14 protein-coding genes are annotated in these 18,109 nt (G+C 69.8%); 8 read left to right on the top strand and 6 right to left on the bottom strand.

Going from position 1 to position 18,109, the window contains the following annotated elements; all coding sequences use genetic code 11:
• Window positions 1-187 precede the first annotated feature (187 nt).
• From AB0259_RS11945 to AB0259_RS11925, 5 genes are read left to right on the top strand one after another with little or no spacing between them, the layout of a single operon-like run.
• Entirely contained in the window at window positions 188-1,462 is a 1,275-nt protein-coding gene (locus AB0259_RS11945) for an extracellular solute-binding protein (protein ID WP_366222745.1), read from the top strand.
• A 21-nt stretch (window positions 1,463-1,483) separates the two neighbouring features.
• Entirely contained in the window at window positions 1,484-2,434 is a 951-nt protein-coding gene (locus AB0259_RS11940; RefSeq protein ID WP_251581407.1) for a sugar ABC transporter permease, read from the top strand.
• Window positions 2,428-3,321, top strand: coding sequence for a carbohydrate ABC transporter permease (locus AB0259_RS11935; RefSeq protein WP_366222743.1), 894 nt, complete (start codon window positions 2,428-2,430; stop codon window positions 3,319-3,321). Before AB0259_RS11940 ends, AB0259_RS11935 begins: the two co-directional genes overlap by 7 nt.
• Window positions 3,321-6,383: a glycoside hydrolase family 38 C-terminal domain-containing protein gene (locus AB0259_RS11930; protein WP_366222742.1), complete on the top strand. Its 3,063-nt coding sequence runs from the start codon at window positions 3,321-3,323 to the stop codon at window positions 6,381-6,383. Before AB0259_RS11935 ends, AB0259_RS11930 begins: the two co-directional genes overlap by 1 nt.
• The gene (locus AB0259_RS11925) at window positions 6,380-8,068 is read left to right on the top strand and encodes a hypothetical protein (protein ID WP_366222741.1); all 1,689 of its coding nucleotides are present in this window, start codon (window positions 6,380-6,382) and stop codon (window positions 8,066-8,068) included. The genes AB0259_RS11930 and AB0259_RS11925 overlap by 4 nt, the downstream gene beginning before the upstream one ends.
• Before the next feature lies 1 nt (window position 8,069).
• On the opposite strand, the gene AB0259_RS11920 is transcribed toward AB0259_RS11925, so the two are convergent.
• The 6 genes from AB0259_RS11920 to AB0259_RS11895 form a co-directional block, all read right to left on the bottom strand.
• Complete coding sequence (locus AB0259_RS11920) at window positions 8,070-8,726, bottom strand: hypothetical protein (protein ID WP_366222740.1); 657 nt, start codon at window positions 8,724-8,726, stop codon at window positions 8,070-8,072.
• 5 nt (window positions 8,727-8,731) lie between these two features.
• Complete coding sequence (locus AB0259_RS11915; RefSeq protein WP_251581390.1) at window positions 8,732-9,664, bottom strand: carbohydrate ABC transporter permease; 933 nt, start codon at window positions 9,662-9,664, stop codon at window positions 8,732-8,734.
• On the bottom strand, window positions 9,661-10,653 hold the full coding sequence (locus AB0259_RS11910; RefSeq protein WP_251582077.1) for a sugar ABC transporter permease: 993 nt from the start codon (window positions 10,651-10,653) through the stop codon (window positions 9,661-9,663). The genes AB0259_RS11915 and AB0259_RS11910 overlap by 4 nt, the downstream gene beginning before the upstream one ends.
• Window positions 10,654-10,724: 71 nt before the next feature.
• On the bottom strand, window positions 10,725-12,014 hold the full coding sequence (locus AB0259_RS11905; protein ID WP_366221457.1) for an extracellular solute-binding protein: 1,290 nt from the start codon (window positions 12,012-12,014) through the stop codon (window positions 10,725-10,727).
• Window positions 12,015-12,224: 210 nt separating this feature from the next.
• Window positions 12,225-13,118: a hypothetical protein gene (locus AB0259_RS11900; RefSeq protein WP_366221459.1), complete on the bottom strand. Its 894-nt coding sequence runs from the start codon at window positions 13,116-13,118 to the stop codon at window positions 12,225-12,227.
• The gene (locus AB0259_RS11895) at window positions 13,115-14,890 is read right to left on the bottom strand and encodes an ABC transporter ATP-binding protein (RefSeq protein WP_366221461.1); all 1,776 of its coding nucleotides are present in this window, start codon (window positions 14,888-14,890) and stop codon (window positions 13,115-13,117) included. The genes AB0259_RS11900 and AB0259_RS11895 overlap by 4 nt, the downstream gene beginning before the upstream one ends.
• An 80-nt stretch (window positions 14,891-14,970) precedes the next feature.
• Between AB0259_RS11895 and AB0259_RS11890 the strand changes: the two genes are divergently transcribed.
• The 3 genes from AB0259_RS11890 to AB0259_RS11880 all read left to right on the top strand — a co-directional run bounded on the left by AB0259_RS11890 (window position 14,971) and on the right by AB0259_RS11880 (window position 17,876).
• Window positions 14,971-15,459 carry a CrcB family protein gene (locus AB0259_RS11890; RefSeq protein WP_366221463.1) on the top strand — a complete coding sequence of 163 codons (489 nt, stop codon included), beginning with the start codon at window positions 14,971-14,973 and terminating at the stop codon, window positions 15,457-15,459.
• Complete coding sequence (crcB, locus tag AB0259_RS11885; protein ID WP_366221465.1) at window positions 15,456-15,839, top strand: fluoride efflux transporter CrcB; 384 nt, start codon at window positions 15,456-15,458, stop codon at window positions 15,837-15,839. The genes AB0259_RS11890 and crcB overlap by 4 nt, the downstream gene beginning before the upstream one ends.
• 78 nt (window positions 15,840-15,917) lie before the next feature.
• Window positions 15,918-17,876 (top strand): DUF6807 family protein, encoded by a 1,959-nt coding sequence (locus AB0259_RS11880; protein ID WP_366221467.1) that lies wholly within the window; start codon window positions 15,918-15,920, stop codon window positions 17,874-17,876.
• The last annotated feature ends 233 nt before the right edge of the window (window positions 17,877-18,109 follow it).

Below are 18,109 nucleotides of genomic sequence, written 5' to 3'. Positions count from 1 at the left end.
CTCTCGGGAGAGGATGGAGGGGGTTGTCGCTAAGACGTTACATATCCGACACAGGTAAGCGCTTGCCGCGAAACACTCTCGGGGTTACCTTATGAGCACCCCTTGTCATGACATGCCGACAAATGCCCGGTTGACCCGCTCATGACTCACCCCGCGCTCACCGACGAGCGCATGCGAAGGAGAAGCAGTGAAGAGTTCCCGCACCATCCGTACCGCCACAGTCATCGCCGCAGCGGTGGGCGCTCTCGTGCTCGCCGGCTGCTCGTCGTCGAACGGCGGCGGCAGCGGTGACGGCGAGGACGTCACCCTCGAGTTCGTCCAGTCGGGCGACGCCGCGCAGGGTGGCGGCTACGCCATGCTCGCGAAGAAGTACGAGGAGGAGACCGGCGTCAAGGTCAAGGTCGTCGAGGTTCCCGGCGACGACCTCCGCACCCGCCTCCGCACCGCGTCGCAGGCCAACGACCTCCCTGCGCTCGCCGCGGCGCCCGACGCCGACCCGGCGTGGACCGCCCGCATGCTCGACCTCACCGACATCGCCGAAGAGGCGCAGGTCATCCCCGCCCTGCGTGTCGAGGACCCCGAGGACGGCAAGGTCAAGGCGCTTCCGACCACCCTCACCGGAGTCGGCATGTTCCTCAACAAGACCCTCTGGGACGAGGCGGGCGTCGAGTACCCGACCTCGCTCGACCAGCAGTGGACGTGGGACGAGTACGTCGAGAAGGCCTCCGAGGTCGTCGACAAGACGGATGCCGAGTTCGGCGGCGTCATCGACGGCTCCGCGCACCGCCTCCGCGCATTCCTCTTCGAGTTCGGCAGCCAGGGCGTCACCGAGCAGTCCGACGGCACCTGGGCGCTGGACGACGAGGGTGCGGAGGCGCTCGAGTACTTCAAGAAGCTGAACGACGACGGCTTCCTGCCGAAGGCCGTCTGGGCCGCCGGCGACGACCCCAGCGCCACCTTCAAGAGCGGCCGCGTGGCCGGCTACATGTCGGGCGTCTGGCAGATCGCCGACTTCCAGGCCAACATCAAGGACTTCGAGTGGGTCTCCGTGCCGCTTCCGCAGCAGCCCGTCCGGTCGACGAACTACGGTGCCGCCAGCTGGATCGTCGCCTACGACGGCACGGGCGTCGAGCAGGAGACGCTCGACTTCGTGAAGTGGATGTACCAGCCGGAGAACTACACCGAGTACTGCGAGATCTCGGGCTGCCTGCCCGCCCTCGAGGGCCTCGACATCGAGTACAAGGACGACGCGTACGCCTTCGACATGTACAACGGTGAGATCGCCGAGTCGCCCGAGATCGCGGCGCGCCAGACCGTCGACGCCCTGAAGAACAGCTACACGGGCATCGCCATCGACAGCGAGCCGCTGAAGGATGAGACGGTGAAGTACCTCAACGGCGAGCAGACGCTCGAGCAGACCGTCGAGAACATCAACACGATCTCCACCGATCAGATGAACTGATCCCCCCCAAGGGAAAACAGCATGACTGCAACCATCACGCCGGACGCCTCCGCCCCCACGGCGGGGGCGCCCGGCGCGCCCCTCCGCCCCCGCCGCAAGCGTGTCTTCGGCCGGTACCGGATGGCGCCGTTCCTGTTCACCATCGTCACGGCCGCGCTGTTCGCCCTGTTCTTCCTCTGGCCCGGCGTCCTCGGGCTGTCGTACTCGCTCACGGACTACCGAGGCTGGGGCGACTTCACCTTCGTCGGCCTCGACAACTACAGCGAGCTCCTCGGCGACCCGGACTTCTACGGGGCTCTCGGGCGCACCTTCGTCTTCGCGCTCTTCTCGGTCCCGCTGAGCTACGCGCTCTCGCTCGCGATGGCCGTCGCGATCAACGCGACCCACGCCCGCGGCAAGACCGCCGCACGCATCATCTTCTTCCTGCCCTGGCTCGTCTCGCCCATCGTCACCGGTGTGATCTGGCGGTGGATGTTCGGCGAGAACTTCGGGTTCGTCAACTTCATCATCAGCACGCTCGGCGGCGAGCGCCTGCCCTGGTCGTCCAGCGCCGACCTGTCGCTCCTGGTCGTGATCGTCGCCTCGTCCTGGGGAGGCGCCGCCTTCAACATGCTCCTGTTCGTCGCCGCGCTCAACAACGTGCCGCAGTCCTACTACGAGGCCGCGGAGCTCGACGGGGCGAACGGCTGGCAGCGCTTCGTGCACATCACCCTGCCGTCCATCGCGCCGACCTCCGTGCTCGTGGTCCTGCTGTCCACGCTCGGGCACATGAAGGAGTTCGCGCTCATCCAGTCGCTCAACGGCGGCGGCCCCGGCACACAGAACCGACTGATCGTCCAATACATCTACGAGACCGGCTTCGCCCGATCCGAGATCGGCTACGCCAGTGCGGCGTCGATGATCCTGCTGGTGATCCTCATGATCATCGCGCTCATCCAGCTGCGCATCAGCCGGAGGAGCAACACATGGTGACCACCTACGCCGTCACGGTGCCCGACGAGAAGCAGACCCAGCGCTACGAGCGACGCCGGCGGGCCAAGAACCTGCGCCGTCGCGCGGTGGTGCCCACGACCCTCCTGTGGGTGCTGGCCCTGCTCATGCTGTTCCCGCTGGCGTGGTTCCTGCTGTCCTCGTTCAAGCCCGGAAGCGAGCTGTTCAGCTACCCGCTCTCCTTCTTCCCGAAGGAGTGGACGCTCGACGGGTACTCCGCCGCGCTCGACCGCATCGACTTCGCGCGATACTTCGTCAACACCGCGATCGTCGCCACGGTGTCGACGGTGCTCACCGTGTTCCTCTGCGCCACGACCGGCTACGCGCTCGCGAAGTACAAGAACCCGTGGCTGAGCGTGCTGGGGCTGTTCATCCTCTCGATGACGATGCTCCCGGGCGAGGTCATCCTGAACCCGATGTTCACCGTCGTCCGCGACCTCGGGCTCTACAACCAGCTCGCCGGTGTGATCATCCCCTCGATCGTCACCCCGACCGGTGTGTTCATGTTCCGGCAGTTCTTCCTCACCGTCCCGGACGAGCTCATGCAGGCAGCGCGCATCGACGGCGCCAGCGAGTACGGCATCTTCTTCCGCATCATGCTGCCGCTCGCGCGTCCGATCGCTCTGACGCTCGGCATCATGTCCTTCCAGTGGCGCTGGAACGACTACATCTTCCCGCTCATCATCCTCGGCGACCCCGACCAATTCACGCTGCAGATCGCCCTGCGTGCGCTGGTGGGAGCCGAGAACATCGAGTGGACGATCCTCCTGTCGGCATCCGTCCTGTCGATGCTCCCGCTGGTCGCTCTCTACCTGGTGTTCCAGAAGTACGTGATCTCGTCGAACATCAACGCGGGACTGAAGGACTGATGCCCTCGCGGGATCACCTCGTCCTGGAACGCGTCGACCGCTTCATCGGGGAATACCTCGATGAAGCGGTCGTCGCTGACCGCCGTCCCCTCGCGGTGTCGGCCTGGCAGGTCCCCGACCGCGGGGACCTGCCAGGCGAGCCCGTGTCCGTCGAACGGATGCAGCGGGACGCCATCTTCACCCCCGTCGAGACCGCACACCGCTGGGGCCGCGCCTGGGGCACGACGTGGTTCAGGGTCGAGGGCGAGGTCCCTGCGGAGTGGGCCGCTCGGGACGGACGCATCGAGCTGTCACTCGATCTCGGCTTCTCGCAGGCCAAGCCGGGCTTCCAGTGCGAAGGCCTCGTCCGCACCCACGGCGGCGTCGTCGTGAAGGGTCTGGAGCCCCGCAACCACCACGTGCCCGTCACGAGCGCTCCCGGCGAGCGCCTCGCATTCACGGTCGAGGCCGCCGCCAACCCCGATCTCTCGGGTGGCGACGACTTCAAGAGCCCTCTCGCCTTCGCCCCGACGCCCCTCGGCGACCCCGCAACCGCCGGGCCCGAGCCGCTGTACCGCCTCGGTCGCATGGAGGTGCGCCTCGTCGACGAGACCGTCGAGCGCCTCCGCCGCGAGGTCATCGTCCTCGCCGGTCTCGCCCGGGAGCTCACCGACTCCGACCCGCGCCGGGCGCGCATCCTCGACGGTCTCGAGCGCGCGCTCTACGCGGTCGATCCCGACGCCCCGACGGCGGGCGCGGCCGCCGCCCGCGGCATCCTCGCTCCCCTGCTCGCGGCGCCGGCTGCGGCATCCGCTCATCGCATCACGGCCACGGGGCACGCGCACATCGACTCGGCGTGGCTCTGGCCGAGCCGCGAGACGGTGCGCAAGGTCACCCGCACGTTCGCCAACGTGCTCGAGCTCATGGACGCCGACCCCGACGCCGTCTTCGTCAGCTCGTCGGCGCAGCACTTCGAGTGGGTACGTCGCAGCGACCCCGAGCTGTTCGAGCGCGTGAAAGCCCGCGTCGCCGAGGGACGGTTCATCCCGGTCGGCAACATGTGGGTCGAGTCCGACGTCAACATGCCGTCGGGCGAGTCGCTCGCTCGTCAGCTGCTCGCCGGCACCCGTTTCTTCGAGGAGCACTTCGGCGCCCGCAGCGACGTCGGCTGGCTGCCGGACTCCTTCGGCTTCCCCGCCGGGCTCCCGCAGCTGCTGCGCGGCGCCGGGCTGGAGTGGTTCTTCACGCAGAAGATGTGCTGGAACGACGTCGACACGATGCCGCATCACTCCTTCGTGTGGGAGGGTCTCGACGGCTCCCGGATCTTCACGCACTTCCCGCCGAACAACACCTACAGCGGCGACATGCGTCCGACCGAGCTGGCCCGCAGCGTCCGCAACTTCGCCGACCACGCGGGCAGCAGCCGGTCGCTGATGCCCTTCGGCTTCGGCGACGGCGGCGGCGGGCCGACGCGGGAGATGATGACCGACGCGCGCCTCCAGGCGGACCTGGAGGGCTCGCCCACCGTCTCGTTCGGCACACCGCGCGAGTTCTTCCTCGAGGCGGCCGCCGAGCCGGTGGACCCGCCCGTCTGGTCGGGCGAGATGTACCTGCAGTTCCACCGCGGCATCTACACGTCTCAGATGCGTACGAAGCGGGGCAACCGTCGCAACGAGGCGCTCCTCGTCGAGGCGGAGCACTGGAGTGCGGCGGCCACCCTGCGCCGCGGCCTCCCGTACCCCTCCGCCGAGCTCGACGAGCTCTGGCGCGAGGTGCTGCTGCTGCAGTTCCACGACATCCTCCCGGGCAGCGCGATCGCGTGGGTGCATCGCGAGGCCGAGCGCTCGCACGCCGAGACCACGGAGCGGCTCGAGCGCATCATCGCGGATGCCGTCGCCGCCCTCGTGGGCGACGGTTCCACGCGCCTCGTGCTCAACCCCGCCGCCGTCACCGTGGGCGGGACCGCGGCAGGCGCTGCGGGACCGGCACCGCAGCCCGCCGTCGTTTCCGCCGAGGCGGTCGACGGCGGCTTCCGGCTGCGCTCGGACGTGGTCGACGTCCTCGTCGGACCCGACGGAACGCTGCGCAGCGTGCGCGAGCTCGCGACCGGCCGGGAGCTGATCCCCGCCGGTCGGCGCGGCGGTCTGCTGCAGCTGCACGTGGACGCCCCGTCGAAGTGGGATGCGTGGGAGCTCGACGCCGCCTACCGGCTGTCGACCACCGACGTCGACGGCGGCACGGCGACCCTGACGGACGAGGGTGTCGTGCATGTCGCGCACCCCCTGCCCAACGGCACCGCCGAGCAGTGGATCGACATCCACCCCGAGGGCGGCGCCGTCCGGATCCGCACCCGTGTCGAGTGGCACGAGCGGCACCGGCTGCTCAAGATCGCTTTCCCCGTCGCGGTGCATGCGCCGGATGCCGCCTACGAGACCCAATTCGGTCACGTCCGGCGTCCGCTCCACACCAACACCTCGTGGGACGAGGCGCGTTACGAGGTCTGCGCCCATCGCTGGGTCCACGTCGGCGAGCCGGGAACCGGCGCCGCGATCGTCAACGACGGGGTGTACGGCCACGACGCGACGCGGACGACCGACGAGCACGGCACCGTCACGACGGTGCGCCAGTCGCTGCTGCGCGCCCCGATGTTCCCCGACCCCGACGCCGATCAGGGCGTGCACGAGTTCACCTCGGTCTTCGCGCCCGCCGAGACGACGACGGATGCCGCCCGCTGGGGCTCGCTCGTCGGCTCCCCCCTGCGCGCGGTCACCGGCGCCGAGGCCGTCCCCCCGCTCGTCACGAGCACCGTGGCGGGTCTGGTCGTCTCGGCCGTCAAGCTCGCCGCCGACGGCAGCGGCGACCTCATCGTGCGGGTGTTCGAGCAGCGGGGAGCCCGCACCGGCGGCATCCTCCGGTTCGATCTGCCCGTCGCGTCGCTCGAGGTGTGCGACCTCGTCGAGACCCCTGGGCGCGGCCGTGCGGAGGCGGCGCGACTCGAGGACGAGACCATCGTGAATCTCGATCTGCGCGCCTTCGAGGTCGTCACCCTGCGCGCCCGCCTGCACCGACCGGAGATGTCATGACCCCCGACCAGACCGACACGTTCGTCGCCGATGTGATCGCCGCGGCGGATGCCGAGACGGCGTCGCTCCTGCAGGCGTCGACGGACGTGTCCGGTGCCGGGCTCGGCCCGCACCGCGAATCGATGCGCCGCGCGAAACTGCTCGTGGCGGTCTTCCTCGAGCCGGCATCGGCGTTCGCCGGCTCCCCCGCCGTGGTTGGGCTCGCCGAGACGTACGCGCGGGTTCTGCACGACCTGCAGTCGCCGACGGGCCTGTTCCTCGGCGGCGACAACGTCGAATCGCCGCCCGACACGGGCTTCACGATCAACGACCTCGGCGACATCCTCGAGCTCGCGCGCCGCTCGGGCGATACCCGACTCGACCGGGTCGCCGAGATCCTCGGCGGCATCGCCGATCGAGCGGCTCCCGCGATGCTCGCGGGCGGCGTCCACACCCCGAACCACCGGTGGGAGCTCAGCGCCGCCCTCGTCCGACTGCATCGGCACCGTCCGGACGAACGGCTCGAAGCGCGTGCCCGGGAGTGGCTGGCCGAGGGCGTCGACATCGACGCCGACGGCCTGTACTCCGAGCGCAGCGCCAACTACGCCGTGTACGTCTCGAACCCCTCGCTGCTCGTCATCGCCGACGTCCTCGACCTCCCCGAGCTCCGCGAGGTCGTCGCGCGGAATCTCGAGGCGACGCTCGGACTGATCCACCCCGACGGGTCGGTCGAGACCGTGCATTCCCGGCGGCAGGATCAGCGCGAGCCGGCCTTCCCGCTCGCGCCATACGCGCTGCACTACCGCCGGCTCGCCCTCGAGACGGGGCGCGAAGATTTCGCGTGGGCGGCACGGGTCGCGGCATCCGCTCCGGTCATCGATCCGCAGACCGCGCTCGCCGACATGCTGCTGCACCCGGCGCTGCGCGAGCCGCTGCCCTCCTCGGTCGCGCCCCCCACGCGGGCGCGACACGCATGGCCGGTGTCCGGGCTCGTCGTCGACCGCACACCCGACCGCACGCTGACCGTCTTCGGCGGGTCCGACTACGCCGTCGCCCGGCGCATCCGGTCGGGGCTGGCGAGCAACCCCACGTTCCTCCGCATGTTCGCAGGCGACGCCGTGCTCGAGTCCGTGCGCCTGTCACGTCACTTCTTCGGGTTGGGACCGTTCCGCGCCGACCGGATGACGATCGCCGACGACCGGATCGTGCTCGAGGAGCACCTGTCGCCTGCGTACTTCGGGCCGCTGGATGCCGCGCGCCGCCGCCCGGACGGGGACTACCGCGTCGTCGACGAGGGGCGCTTCTCCGCCGCGATGTCGTTCGACGAGCGCCCGCGGCACGAGGTGCCGCTCGACACCCGGATCGAGATCGCCCCGACCGAGGACGGCGCCCGGCTGACGATCGAGACGGACGGTCCGATCTGCGCGTGGAACCTCGAGTTCGCGTTCCGCGCGGGCGGCGCCTTCGAGGGGGTCACCCCTACCGCTGGCGACACCGTCGTCCTCGCCTCGGGATCCGCGCGGTACCGCGTCGGGGCGGACGCGATCGAGGTCGGGCCGGGTACGGGAGCGTCCGCGGCCGCGGGATACCTTCCCGGCGAGGATTACGACTACCTGGGCGGCACCGATGCACTCGGCGGACCCCGTCTCTATCTGACCGGCACGACACCCGGCCGAGCGACCGTCACGGTCCGCCGCCTGCGCTGAGTCAGCGGCGCCGGTGCGGCACCGCGACGACGGCGAGCACCGCGCACCCCAAGGCAGCGGGCAGCAGCGGCGGCAGCATCCACGTCAGGATGACGGCCAACGCGACGGCCGCGACGTAGAAGGCGAGCCCCCGCACGTCATCCCGGACGATCACCGGGACGCTCCGGACCGCTTCTCGCCAGCCGGACGCGGGGGCCCAGGCGCCCGCGGCGACGAGCAGGGCGACGGACAGGCCGGCGAGTCCCGCCCATCCGACGGCCTCGACCACGACCCCGCCCGGGAGCATGCCGGTGCGGGCGAGCAGGATGTCGACAGCCAGAACGGCGGCGATCACGACGGAGACCAGCCCGACGAGGCTCCCGCCCGTGATCCCGGCGCGCACGTCGCGCCAGAACAGGCCGAGTCGGGAGTCCTCCGCCGCGACGAACCGACCGAGGTGACGGATGCCGGCGGCCAAGGCCACCGGGAGGGTCACGACGAGCGCGCCCACGAGCAGGACGAGCAGTCCGACCAGGAGCACCTCGCCGAACAGCGCGAACTTCGCCGCGGCACCGGGGAACGTCGCCGCAGGACGCTCCTCGAGGACGGGGCCGCTCCCCGAGCGGTCGGCGCGCACCGCCGCGCGCTCGGCGCGCCGCTCTGCACGAATCCCCGCCACGGTGATCAGCCCTTGAGACCCTGGGTCGCGACGCCGTCGACGAGGAAGCGCTGGAACACGAGGAAGAACAGCAGCACTGGGACCAGTGCGAGGAACGAGGCCGTCACGGTCGCACCGAAGTCGCTCGTCGAGGACTGGTCGTTGTAGAGGCGCAGCGCGATCGGCAGCGGGTAGTTCTCGGGGCTCGTGAGGTACAGCAGCGGCCCGAGGAAGTCGTTCCACGACCAGATGAACGCGAAGATCGCGCACGTGATCAGCGCGGGCTTGACCAGCGGCAGGATGATCGCCCAGAAGATGCGGACGTGGCCGGCGCCGTCGATGCGCGCCGCCTCATCCATGTCCCTCGGCATCTGCCGCATGAACTGGACGAGGAGGAAGACGAAGAACGCCTCGGTGGCGAGGAACTTCGGCAGGATCAGCGGCCAGAACGTGTCGACGAGCCCCAGGTTGTTGAACAGGATGTACTGGGGGATGATCACGACGTGGAACGGCAGCAGCAGCGTGCCGATCATCGCCGCGAACAGGATGCCGAGCCCCTTGAACTGGATGCGGGCGAACGCGTAGGCGGCCAGGGCGCTGGAGAGAACCGTGCCGACGACCGCCGCGACGGCGAGGATGAGCGAGTTCCAGAAGAACTGGAGCAGCGGCACACCCGCGATGCCCTCGAAGACCTTCGTGTAGTTGTCGAACGACGGTGAGTTCGGGATGAGTCCCGAATTCTGCCCGAACTCCGAGTTCGGCTTGAGCGTCGAGACCGCCAGCCAGACGAGCGGGTAGAGGACGAGAGCCGTCAGCGCGACGAGCACGACGAGCCAAATGACCGTCTGCCACGTCTTGCGCTTCACGCGGCGACGCGGCGGGTTCGCGATGACCTGCTGCGCGGCGAAGACGGGCGTCGATGCCGCGCCGGAGGTCGTGGTGACGTTGGAGGTGCTCATCGGTTGTCTCCGGCGTAGTGCACCCAGGAACGCTGGGTGCGGAAGAGGATGAAGGCGATGATCGCGACGACGACGAGCAGGACCCACGCGATGGCGGCCGCGTAGCCCATCTGACCGTCGGCGAAGCCGCGCTTGTAGAGATAGAGCGTGACGAAGTTCGTCATGCCCGCGGGGCCGCCCGAGCCGTTGGAGATGATGTATGCCGACGCGAACACCTGGAACGCCCCGATCAGACCGAGCAGCAGGTTGAAGAAGATGACCGGCGACAGCATCGGCAGCGTCACGGCGCGGAACCGGTGCCAGGCACCGGCGCCGTCCATCTCCGCGGCCTCGTACAGCTCCTTGGGGATCTGCTTCAGTCCGGCCAGGAAGATGACCATCGTCGCGCCGAACTGCCAGATCGACAGGATGATCATCGCGGGGAGGACGAGGCTCGGGTTGCCGATCCAGCCGCCGAGGTCGATACCGAGGAACGACAGCGATGAGTCGACGGGGCCGTCGGAGCCGAACATCGCCCGCCAGACGATCGCGACCGAGACCGATCCGCCGATGAGCGAGGGAGCGTAGAAAGCGGAACGGAAGAATCCGGCACCCTTGTCGCGAAAGTTCAGCAGCATCGCCACGAGCAGGGCAGCGAGCAGGGTGATCGGCGTGCCGACCAGGACGTAGACCAGCGTGATCTGCGCGGACTGGATGAACTGCGGGTCATTCGTGAACAGCCGGACGTAGTTGTCGAATCCGATCCAGCGCGGCGGCTGGAAGATGTTGTATCGCGTGAACGACAGGTAGAGCGAGTACGCCATCGGCAGGATCGTCAGTCCGAAGAATCCGACGAGCCACGGGATCAAGAAGCCGTAGCCGGCGAGAGTCTCGCGTCGGGCGCGCGAACGCTGGGTGGGACGGTCGAGGTCCTCGGGTCGGCGGCTGTTCGCGAGGGTGCGACGTCGCTTCTCGCCGGTGACGATGACCCTCGTCGCGGTGGTGCTCACGGGCTGCTCCAGGTATCGGGACGGTCGGACGATGCGGGGTCCGGATGCCGCGGCATCCGGACCCCGGTCGGTCACTGGTTGAGGACGACGTCCATCTCGGTGAAGAACTGCGAGACGGCGTCATCGACGGTCGTGGTGCCGAAGTTCAGCTCCACTCCGAGCTGACGGAACTTCTCCTCGAGGGTGCCATACCCCACGATCGGAACGGGAGGGGCGTCGCCGAGACGGTCGGCGATGGACGCCTCGTAGTCCTTGACCTGCTGGCTGAGCGGGTCGAGCTCCGCGGCGGCGAGGGCCGTCTCGGAGGCGGGGAGGCCTCGGTTGGTTCCGAAGATCTCGCCCGACTCGGGCGAGTTGACGAGGAAGTTCACGAGCGTCGCAGCCGCCTCGGGCTCATCGGTGTTCGCGGCGATCGAGTGCAGCATCGAAGGCTTGAGGTACAGATCCTTCGCGCCCTCCTCCGTGACCGGCGGAGCGACGAGACCGAGCTCGGTGTAGTCCGCGCCGAGGTTGCCGAGGTAGCCGGCGCCGAAGTTGTCCCAGGTGAGCTCGCTCGCGGTCAGCGCCGTGTCGAACCCGCCCAGCGGGAGGGCCTCCTCGACGGTCTGCTGCGGGACGCCGATGCCGTCGCGGATCGACTGACCCTCTTCCCAGAACGCCTTCAGCCGTGCCTCGTCGAAGCCGGGCTCGCCCTCCTCGGTGAAGAGCTCGCCTCCCTCCGAGCGCAGCTGCAGCTCGAAGTTCTGGATGCGGCCGGTGTAGTCGCTGCCGCCCCAGAACTCGCCACCGCTGGCGTTGGTGATCTCGCTCATCCAGGCGGTGTAGTCGTCCCAGGAACCACCGGCGAACTCGTCGACGCCGGCCTGCTCGAGCAGGACGGGGTTGGTGAACAGGCCCCACGCGTTCGTGGATGTCGCGATGCCGTACGTCGTGTCGTTCACGACGCCGATGTCGAGGATGTTCTGCGGCAGAGGATCTGTCTCGATGATGCCGCCCAGGTACGGGTCGAGGTCGAGAAGGAGACCGTTCTCGGAGTACTGACGCAGGTAGGAGTAGTCGAACTGCATGACGTCGGGGAGGTTCTTGCCCGCCGCTTCGGTCTGCCGCTTCTCCCAGAACTCGGGGAAGGCGAGGAAGCTCGTGTTGACCGTGATGTTGGGGTACTTCTCGTTGAACGCCTCGATCGCCTTGTTGTACAGATCGGCGCGGACGTCGTTGCCCCAGAACGCGAGATCGATCGAGACCTTCTCGTCGGGGTCGTAGGTGCCTGCGGGTTCCGGCGAACCGGCGCAGCCTGCGAGGGCGATGGCCGAGCCGGTCGCGAGGGCGACGGCGGCGAGCGCGCGTTTGCTGATGAACATCTTTGTCCTCTCTCGAACGTCCGTGTTGCGAGTGCTGGTGGACGTCATGGTCCGTGATCTGGCATTCCTGGTGCGGCGGACCTGAGTCCGCGGGAAAGCGCTTGCCTTGCACTGTAGTCGGGGTTGAAACGTTTTTCAAGAGCAATGCTGTGACCGGTCCCAGGCTACCCGTCAGCGGTCCGGCGTACGGATCGGGGACCGTCTGCCGGACTAGATGACGAACAATTCCCCGTCGCGCACCACGAGCTCCGCCCGGAGGACGACGCTGCGCCGCTCGTCGGGGACCCCCGGGTGCGTGAAGAAGTAGAACCACATCCTGCCGTTCTCGCGGACCGGCGCCCCGTGATGGCCGAAGCCCGAGCCCGGCACGGCCCCCGCGCCGAGAATGACGGCATCCGCCCCACCCTGCCGCTGCCAAGCGACGGCATCGGTCGAGCGGTACACCCCCATGCCGCGCCACTCGTCGACGATCATCCACCAGGAGCCGTCGAGCTCGAACACCGTCGGCCCCTCGTGGGGCCGACCACCGATCGCGGTGCCCTCCGACCGCCACGTAGCGAGGTCGGCGGAGACCGCGACCTTCGTCACCGAATCGGCGGCCTCGTCCTTGTACCAGAGCCGCCACCGGCCGTCGGGAGTCCGCGCGACCGCAGCATCGATGACGCGGTCGCTGTCGAGGCTGATCGGGCCTATCCGATGCCAGCGGGCGAGGTCAGCGGATCGGTACTCGACGATGTGACGGGCGTACCCCGGCCACTGGTCGGGAACCCCGTCGATCTCGGTGAGGTACATCCGCCAGCCGATGCCGTCGTGCGCGACCTCGGGCGCCCAATGGGTGCGATCCGTGCTCGGGGGCGGGCCCTCGGCATCCATGCCCAGCCCGTCGGTGGTCGGCTCGAGGGTTCCGGCGTACGACCAGCGGATGCCGTCGGTCGAACGTGCGACGCCGATGCGGCTGCCGTGCACCCAGGCGACACCGGCGCCGGGGTCGGGGTGCGTCGCGCGGCGCTGAGTGTAGAACATCCACCAACGACCGGCGTCGTCGATCACGACGAGCGGATCGGTCGCCCCGTCGTAGACCGGATCCCGGTAGACCTCCCTCACGCGAGACCCGCCTGGGTCAGGTGCAGCTGCGCGTAGCGACCGCCGCGTTCGAGGAGCTCGTCGTGCGAGCCGCGCTCGACGATCTCGCCCCGTTCCAGCACGACGATGACGTCGGCCTGCCGCACGGTCGACAGGCGGTGGGCGACGACCAGGGTGGTGCGTCCCGTCATGAGGCGACCGAGGGCATCCTTCACGAGCTCTTCCGACTCGGGGTCGAGTGCGCTGGTGGCCTCATCGAGCAGCAGGATGCGCGGATCGCGGATGAGCGCGCGAGCGATCGCGAGCCGCTGTCGCTGACCACCCGACAGCCGGGCGCCGCGCTCGCCGACGACGGTGTCCCAGCCCTGCGGTTGATCCTGGACGAAGCTCCACGCGTTCGCGTCGCGGAGCGCGCGCTCGATGCGCTGATCGTCGACGTCGCCGAGCCCGTAGGCGACGTTCTCGCGGATCGTCCCCTCGAACAGGACGGACTCCTGCGGAACGACCGAGACGAACCGGCGGACGGTGCGCAGGTCGAGCTCCTGCATGTCCTGCCCGTCGACGAGGATGCTGCCCGCGGTCGGCCGGAGGAAGCCGAGGATGAGGTTCAGCATCGTCGACTTGCCCGAACCGGATGATCCCACGAAGGCAACGGTCGCCCCGGCGGCGATGCGGAGGTCGACGGCGTGCACCGCGTCCTCGTGCGCGCCGGGATAGCGATGCGACACGTGCGCGAGGGTGAGCTCACCGACGACCGCGTCGACCCGGCGCTTGCCGGCGTTCTGCTCCAGGTCGGGCTCCTGCAGGACCTCTGCGATCGAACGCACCGACTCGAGACCGCGGGCGCCGACCGGGATCAGCATGAGCAGCTGCGTGAGGCCCTGCGTCAGCAGCGTGAAATACGTCGACAGGAGGACGACCTCACCCGGGGTGATCGGCAGGAGGCCGGTGAGCGAGAAGATCGCGGCGAGCACGAGGCACCCCACCCCGAGCAGCTGCATCGCGACCCACGACACGGACGCGACGTGGCCGTTGAGCATGTCCAGGTGCAGGCCGGCTCGACGCACGCCGTCCGCGCCCGTCGCGACTCGCGTGACGGCGGTCTGCTCGAGCCCGTGCGCACGCGTGACGGGGATGAGCGAGGCCATCTCGCCCACGCGCGCCGACAACGTCTCGACCTCGCGCCGGAACACCGCGTTGCGGGCGTGGGAGCGCTGGCGCATGGCATAGCGGATGCCGATGGCGATCGGCACGGCGAGGGCGTAGACCGGCAGGAACTGCGGGACGGCGATCGCGGTCATCGTGACGGCACCGATCATGACCATGGTCGCGGAGAGGAGCGGATGCGTCACCTGCTGCAGCATGAGCTCGACGTTCTCGACGTCGCGGACCACCTTGGTCTGCACGATCGAGGAGCTGATGCGCGTGTGGTAGCCGATCGACAGGGTCTGCAGCCGTTCGGCGAGGGCGTTGCGGAGATCGGCGCCGGTGTCGCGGACGACGGTCATGAAGCTGCGCGTGTAGAGGATGTGGTTCGGGTAGTTCTGCAGGAGCAGGACGGCGGCCACGACGAACCACCAGATGACTTCGGAGACCTGGCCGCGCCCCGCGACGATGTCGATGACGGCGGCCGTGATCACCGGGAGGAACCACAGCGGGATCTCCTTCGCCGCGAAGGCCAGGACGGCCACGACCATGCGCCCCGGCCGGCGGGCGAGCAGGCGCATCACCGACCGTGCCGGCCGGGCTCCGTCGATGAGGTTGGCCAGATCGGAAAGCGTTTTCCGCGTCATGGGATCCATCGTACGGGCGGCGCTTCGGGGTCGGAACCCCCTGGGCTCCGATTCGAGTCCTCGGGTCTATCGTGGACGCGATGACCACGCCCGCCCCCGCGCACGACCCGCACGGCGAACTCCCGATCGACGGCGACATCGCCGAGGACGCGCGGCCGGTGCACCTGTCGTGGACGTCGATCCTCCTCGTGCTCATCGGCGGCACGGTCGGCACGGCGGCGCGCGAGGGGCTGTCGCTCGCGATCCCCTCGGTCGGCGGCATCCCCGTCGCCATCTTCGCGATCAACATCGTCGGCGCGCTCTTCCTCGGCGCACTCCTCGAGACCCTCGCCCGACGCGGGCCCGACCTCGGTCGCCGCCGTGCGCTGCGCCTGCTGCTCGGCACGGGATTCGCGGGCGGGTTCACGACGTACAGCGCGCTCGCCGTCGACAGCGGGATGCTGCTGAGGGGCGGCGATCCGGCGGCCGGCATCCTGTACGCGGTCGGCACCGTCATCGTCGGCGCGCTCGCGACCGTGGCAGGCATCGCGCTCGCCGCGGCCCGGCACCGCAGGGCGGTGACCCGGTGACACCGGGGCTGTTCCTCGTCCTGTCGCTCGCGGGGGGCGTCGGCGCGGCCCTGCGTCTCGCGGTCGACGGCGCCGTGAAGGCGCGTGTGCGCACGGCGCTGCCGGTCGGCACGCTCCTCATCAACGTTGCGGGCTCGCTCGTGCTCGGCTTCGTGACCGAGCTCGCGCTGGCCGGGGTCGTCGACGACGCGTGGCGACTCGTCATCGGCACCGGCCTGTGCGGCGGATTCACCACCTTCAGCACCGCGAGCTTCGAGACGGTCCGCCTCGTGCAGGAGCGCCGGTACGCGCTCGGCGCAGCGAACGCGATCGGGATGCTGGTGGCCGCTGTCGCAGCGGGGCTGCTCGGCATCGCGCTCGGCCGACTCCTCATCGGCTGAAGACCGCGGATTTCGCCGCGGAACGACTCAGGGAAAGCGCTTGCTGGCATACTCGAAGGAGCCGACGAAGGAGTCCCCGTGACTGTCCCCCGACGAACCCGCATCGTCCTCGCCGGAGCCCAGGGCTTCGGCACCGTCCACCTCGAGAACCTGCGCCGCCTCGGCGAGCGCGTCGACCTCGTCGCCGTCGCCGACCCGACCCCCGTACCGCCCGAGAACCTGCCCTACGGCACGCAGGCGTTCGCGTCGCTGGCGGATGCCCTCGACGCCGTCGTCGACGTCGACGTCGTCATCGTGGCGACGCCGCTGCACACACACGCCGCTCTCGCCGGCCTCGTCGTCGCGCGCGGTATCGATCTGTACCTTGAGAAGCCGCCGGTCCTGTCGTCCGCCGACTTCGCCGTCCTCGCCGATGCCGCCGCGGCATCCGGCTCGCGCATCCAGGTCGGATTCCAGAGCCTCGGATCCCTCGCGATCCCCGCCCTCATCGCCGACGAGTTCGATCTCGGACCGATTCAGGCGATCGGCGCCGTCGGCCTCTGGTGCCGCGACCAGGCGTACTGGTCGCGCAGCCGCTGGGCGGGCCACCGCATCCTCGACGGGTTCCCCGTCCTCGACGGCGTCGTCGCGAACCCGCTCGCCCACGCGACGGCCACCGCCCTCGCCGTCGCGCAGTCGACGTCCGCGTTCGACGTGAACCAGGTCACCGCAGACCTCTACCGCGCCAACGCCATCGAGGGCGACGACACGAGCGTCATCCGCCTGTCGACCGGCCGCGGCATCCGCGTCACCTCCGCGCTCACGCTGTGCGCCGAGCAGGACGAGGACCCTTACGTCCTCATCCGCGGCACCCGCGGGTCGGCGAAGTTCTTCTACACCGAGGATGTCGTCGAGACGGCCGACCGCCGCATCGAGTTCGGCCGCATCGACCTCGTCGAGAACCTGCTCGACCACCGCGACCACGGCACGCCTCTGCTCGCTCCCCTGCACGAGACCGGGGCGTTCGTCCGGGTGATGGATGCCGTCGCCGACACCGACCCCGTCGAGATCGATGCGGCGCACGTCAGCTGGAACGAGAGCGGCCCCTCCCCGCGGATCGTGCTGGCCGGCGTCCGCGACGCGGTCGAACGAGCGGTCGACGCGGAGGCCACGTTCGCCGAGCTGCATCTGCCCTGGGCGGCGAAGACCGAGCCCGCCGTGCTGGCCGACCTCTCCGCGTCGGACGACGCGCCGCATCCGGTCGCCGTCCTCGTCGACGGCGCCGACGCGACCCGCTCCTCGAGCCCGCGGCCCTACCTGCACCCCGTCAGGACGCCCGCCGGTGTCGTCGTCTCGGACACGCATCCCGCCGATCACGACTGGCACCTGGGCATCAGCGTCACGCTGCAGGACGTCTCGGGCGTGAACTTCTGGGGCGGACGCACCTACACGCCCGGCCGCGACTACGTCTGGCGGGACGACCACGGGCGGATCGTCGCGACGCGCGTGGAGGGGTCGGCATCCGCTCTCGAAGCCGAGTTCGCCTGGATCGGTCGCGACGGCGCGCACATGCTCACCGAATGCCGGCGGATGACCGTCGCCGAGGCCGGCTCCGGCGCGACCACCGTCGACCTGACGTTCGAGCTCACCACGCGGGCGGGCACGCTCCACCTCGGCGGCCCGGGCAGCAACGGCCGGGTCGGCGGTGGCTACGGCGGACTCTCGTGGCGCCTGCCGGCCGCGACGGACGTCGACGTGCGCACCGCGTCGGCGCGCGGAGAGGACGCGGTGCACGGCACCGTCGCACCCTGGCTCGCCTGGTCGGCCGAGTTCGCCGAGGGCGCCGCAACGGTCGCGATGGCTCCGCTCGACGAGGCCTCAGCCGCTGATCCGTGGTTCGTGCGCGTCGCGGGGTACCCCGGGATCGGGGCCGCCCTCGCCTGGGACCGCGCGGTCACCCTCACCCCCGGCATCCCCGTGTCACGCTCCTACCGCCTGCTCGTCGCCGACGGCCGCCTGCCGGACGCCGAGGTCGTCGCCGCCCTGCGTCTGAATTGACGCGCGGCGGCGCGGTCGCGGTCGCGCGGTCGCGGTCGCTCTCGCGCGGTCGCGGTCGCGCGGTCGCGGTCGCTCTCGCGCGGTCGCGGTCGCGCGGTCGCGGTCGCGCGACCATGAGGGCCACATCATGTGCACCGATCGAGCGCATACGTTCCGAACGGGCCGGAACGTATGCTCTCGTGCCGAGCACATGATGTGGACACGCGAGGGATGCGGGGGCCGCAGCCTTCCCG

The organism is Microbacterium sp. NPDC080005, assembly GCF_040702445.1.
In the GTDB taxonomy this organism is placed as follows: Bacteria; Actinomycetota; Actinomycetes; order Actinomycetales; family Microbacteriaceae; genus Microbacterium; species Microbacterium oleivorans_D.
The sequence above is the reverse complement of the archived record's forward strand: the minus strand, read 5'-3'. Positions and strand labels throughout refer to the sequence as shown.

Bases quoted from the DNA above. Each gene is read 5' to 3' on its own strand.
- AB0259_RS11935 (WP_366222743.1), top strand. From the start codon at position 2,428: ATGGTGACCACCTACGCCGTCACGGTGCCCGACGAGAAGCAGACCCAG.
- AB0259_RS11940 (WP_251581407.1), top strand. From the start codon at position 1,484: ATGACTGCAACCATCACGCCGGACGCCTCCGCCCCCACGGCGGGGGCG.
- AB0259_RS11890 (WP_366221463.1), top strand. From the start codon at position 14,971: ATGACCACGCCCGCCCCCGCGCACGACCCGCACGGCGAACTCCCGATC.
- AB0259_RS11930 (WP_366222742.1), top strand. From the start codon at position 3,321: ATGCCCTCGCGGGATCACCTCGTCCTGGAACGCGTCGACCGCTTCATC.
- AB0259_RS11925 (WP_366222741.1), top strand. From the start codon at position 6,380: ATGACCCCCGACCAGACCGACACGTTCGTCGCCGATGTGATCGCCGCG.
- AB0259_RS11915 (WP_251581390.1), bottom strand. From the start codon at position 9,664: ATGAGCACCTCCAACGTCACCACGACCTCCGGCGCGGCATCGACGCCC.
- AB0259_RS11905 (WP_366221457.1), bottom strand. From the start codon at position 12,014: ATGTTCATCAGCAAACGCGCGCTCGCCGCCGTCGCCCTCGCGACCGGC.
- AB0259_RS11895 (WP_366221461.1), bottom strand. From the start codon at position 14,890: ATGACGCGGAAAACGCTTTCCGATCTGGCCAACCTCATCGACGGAGCC.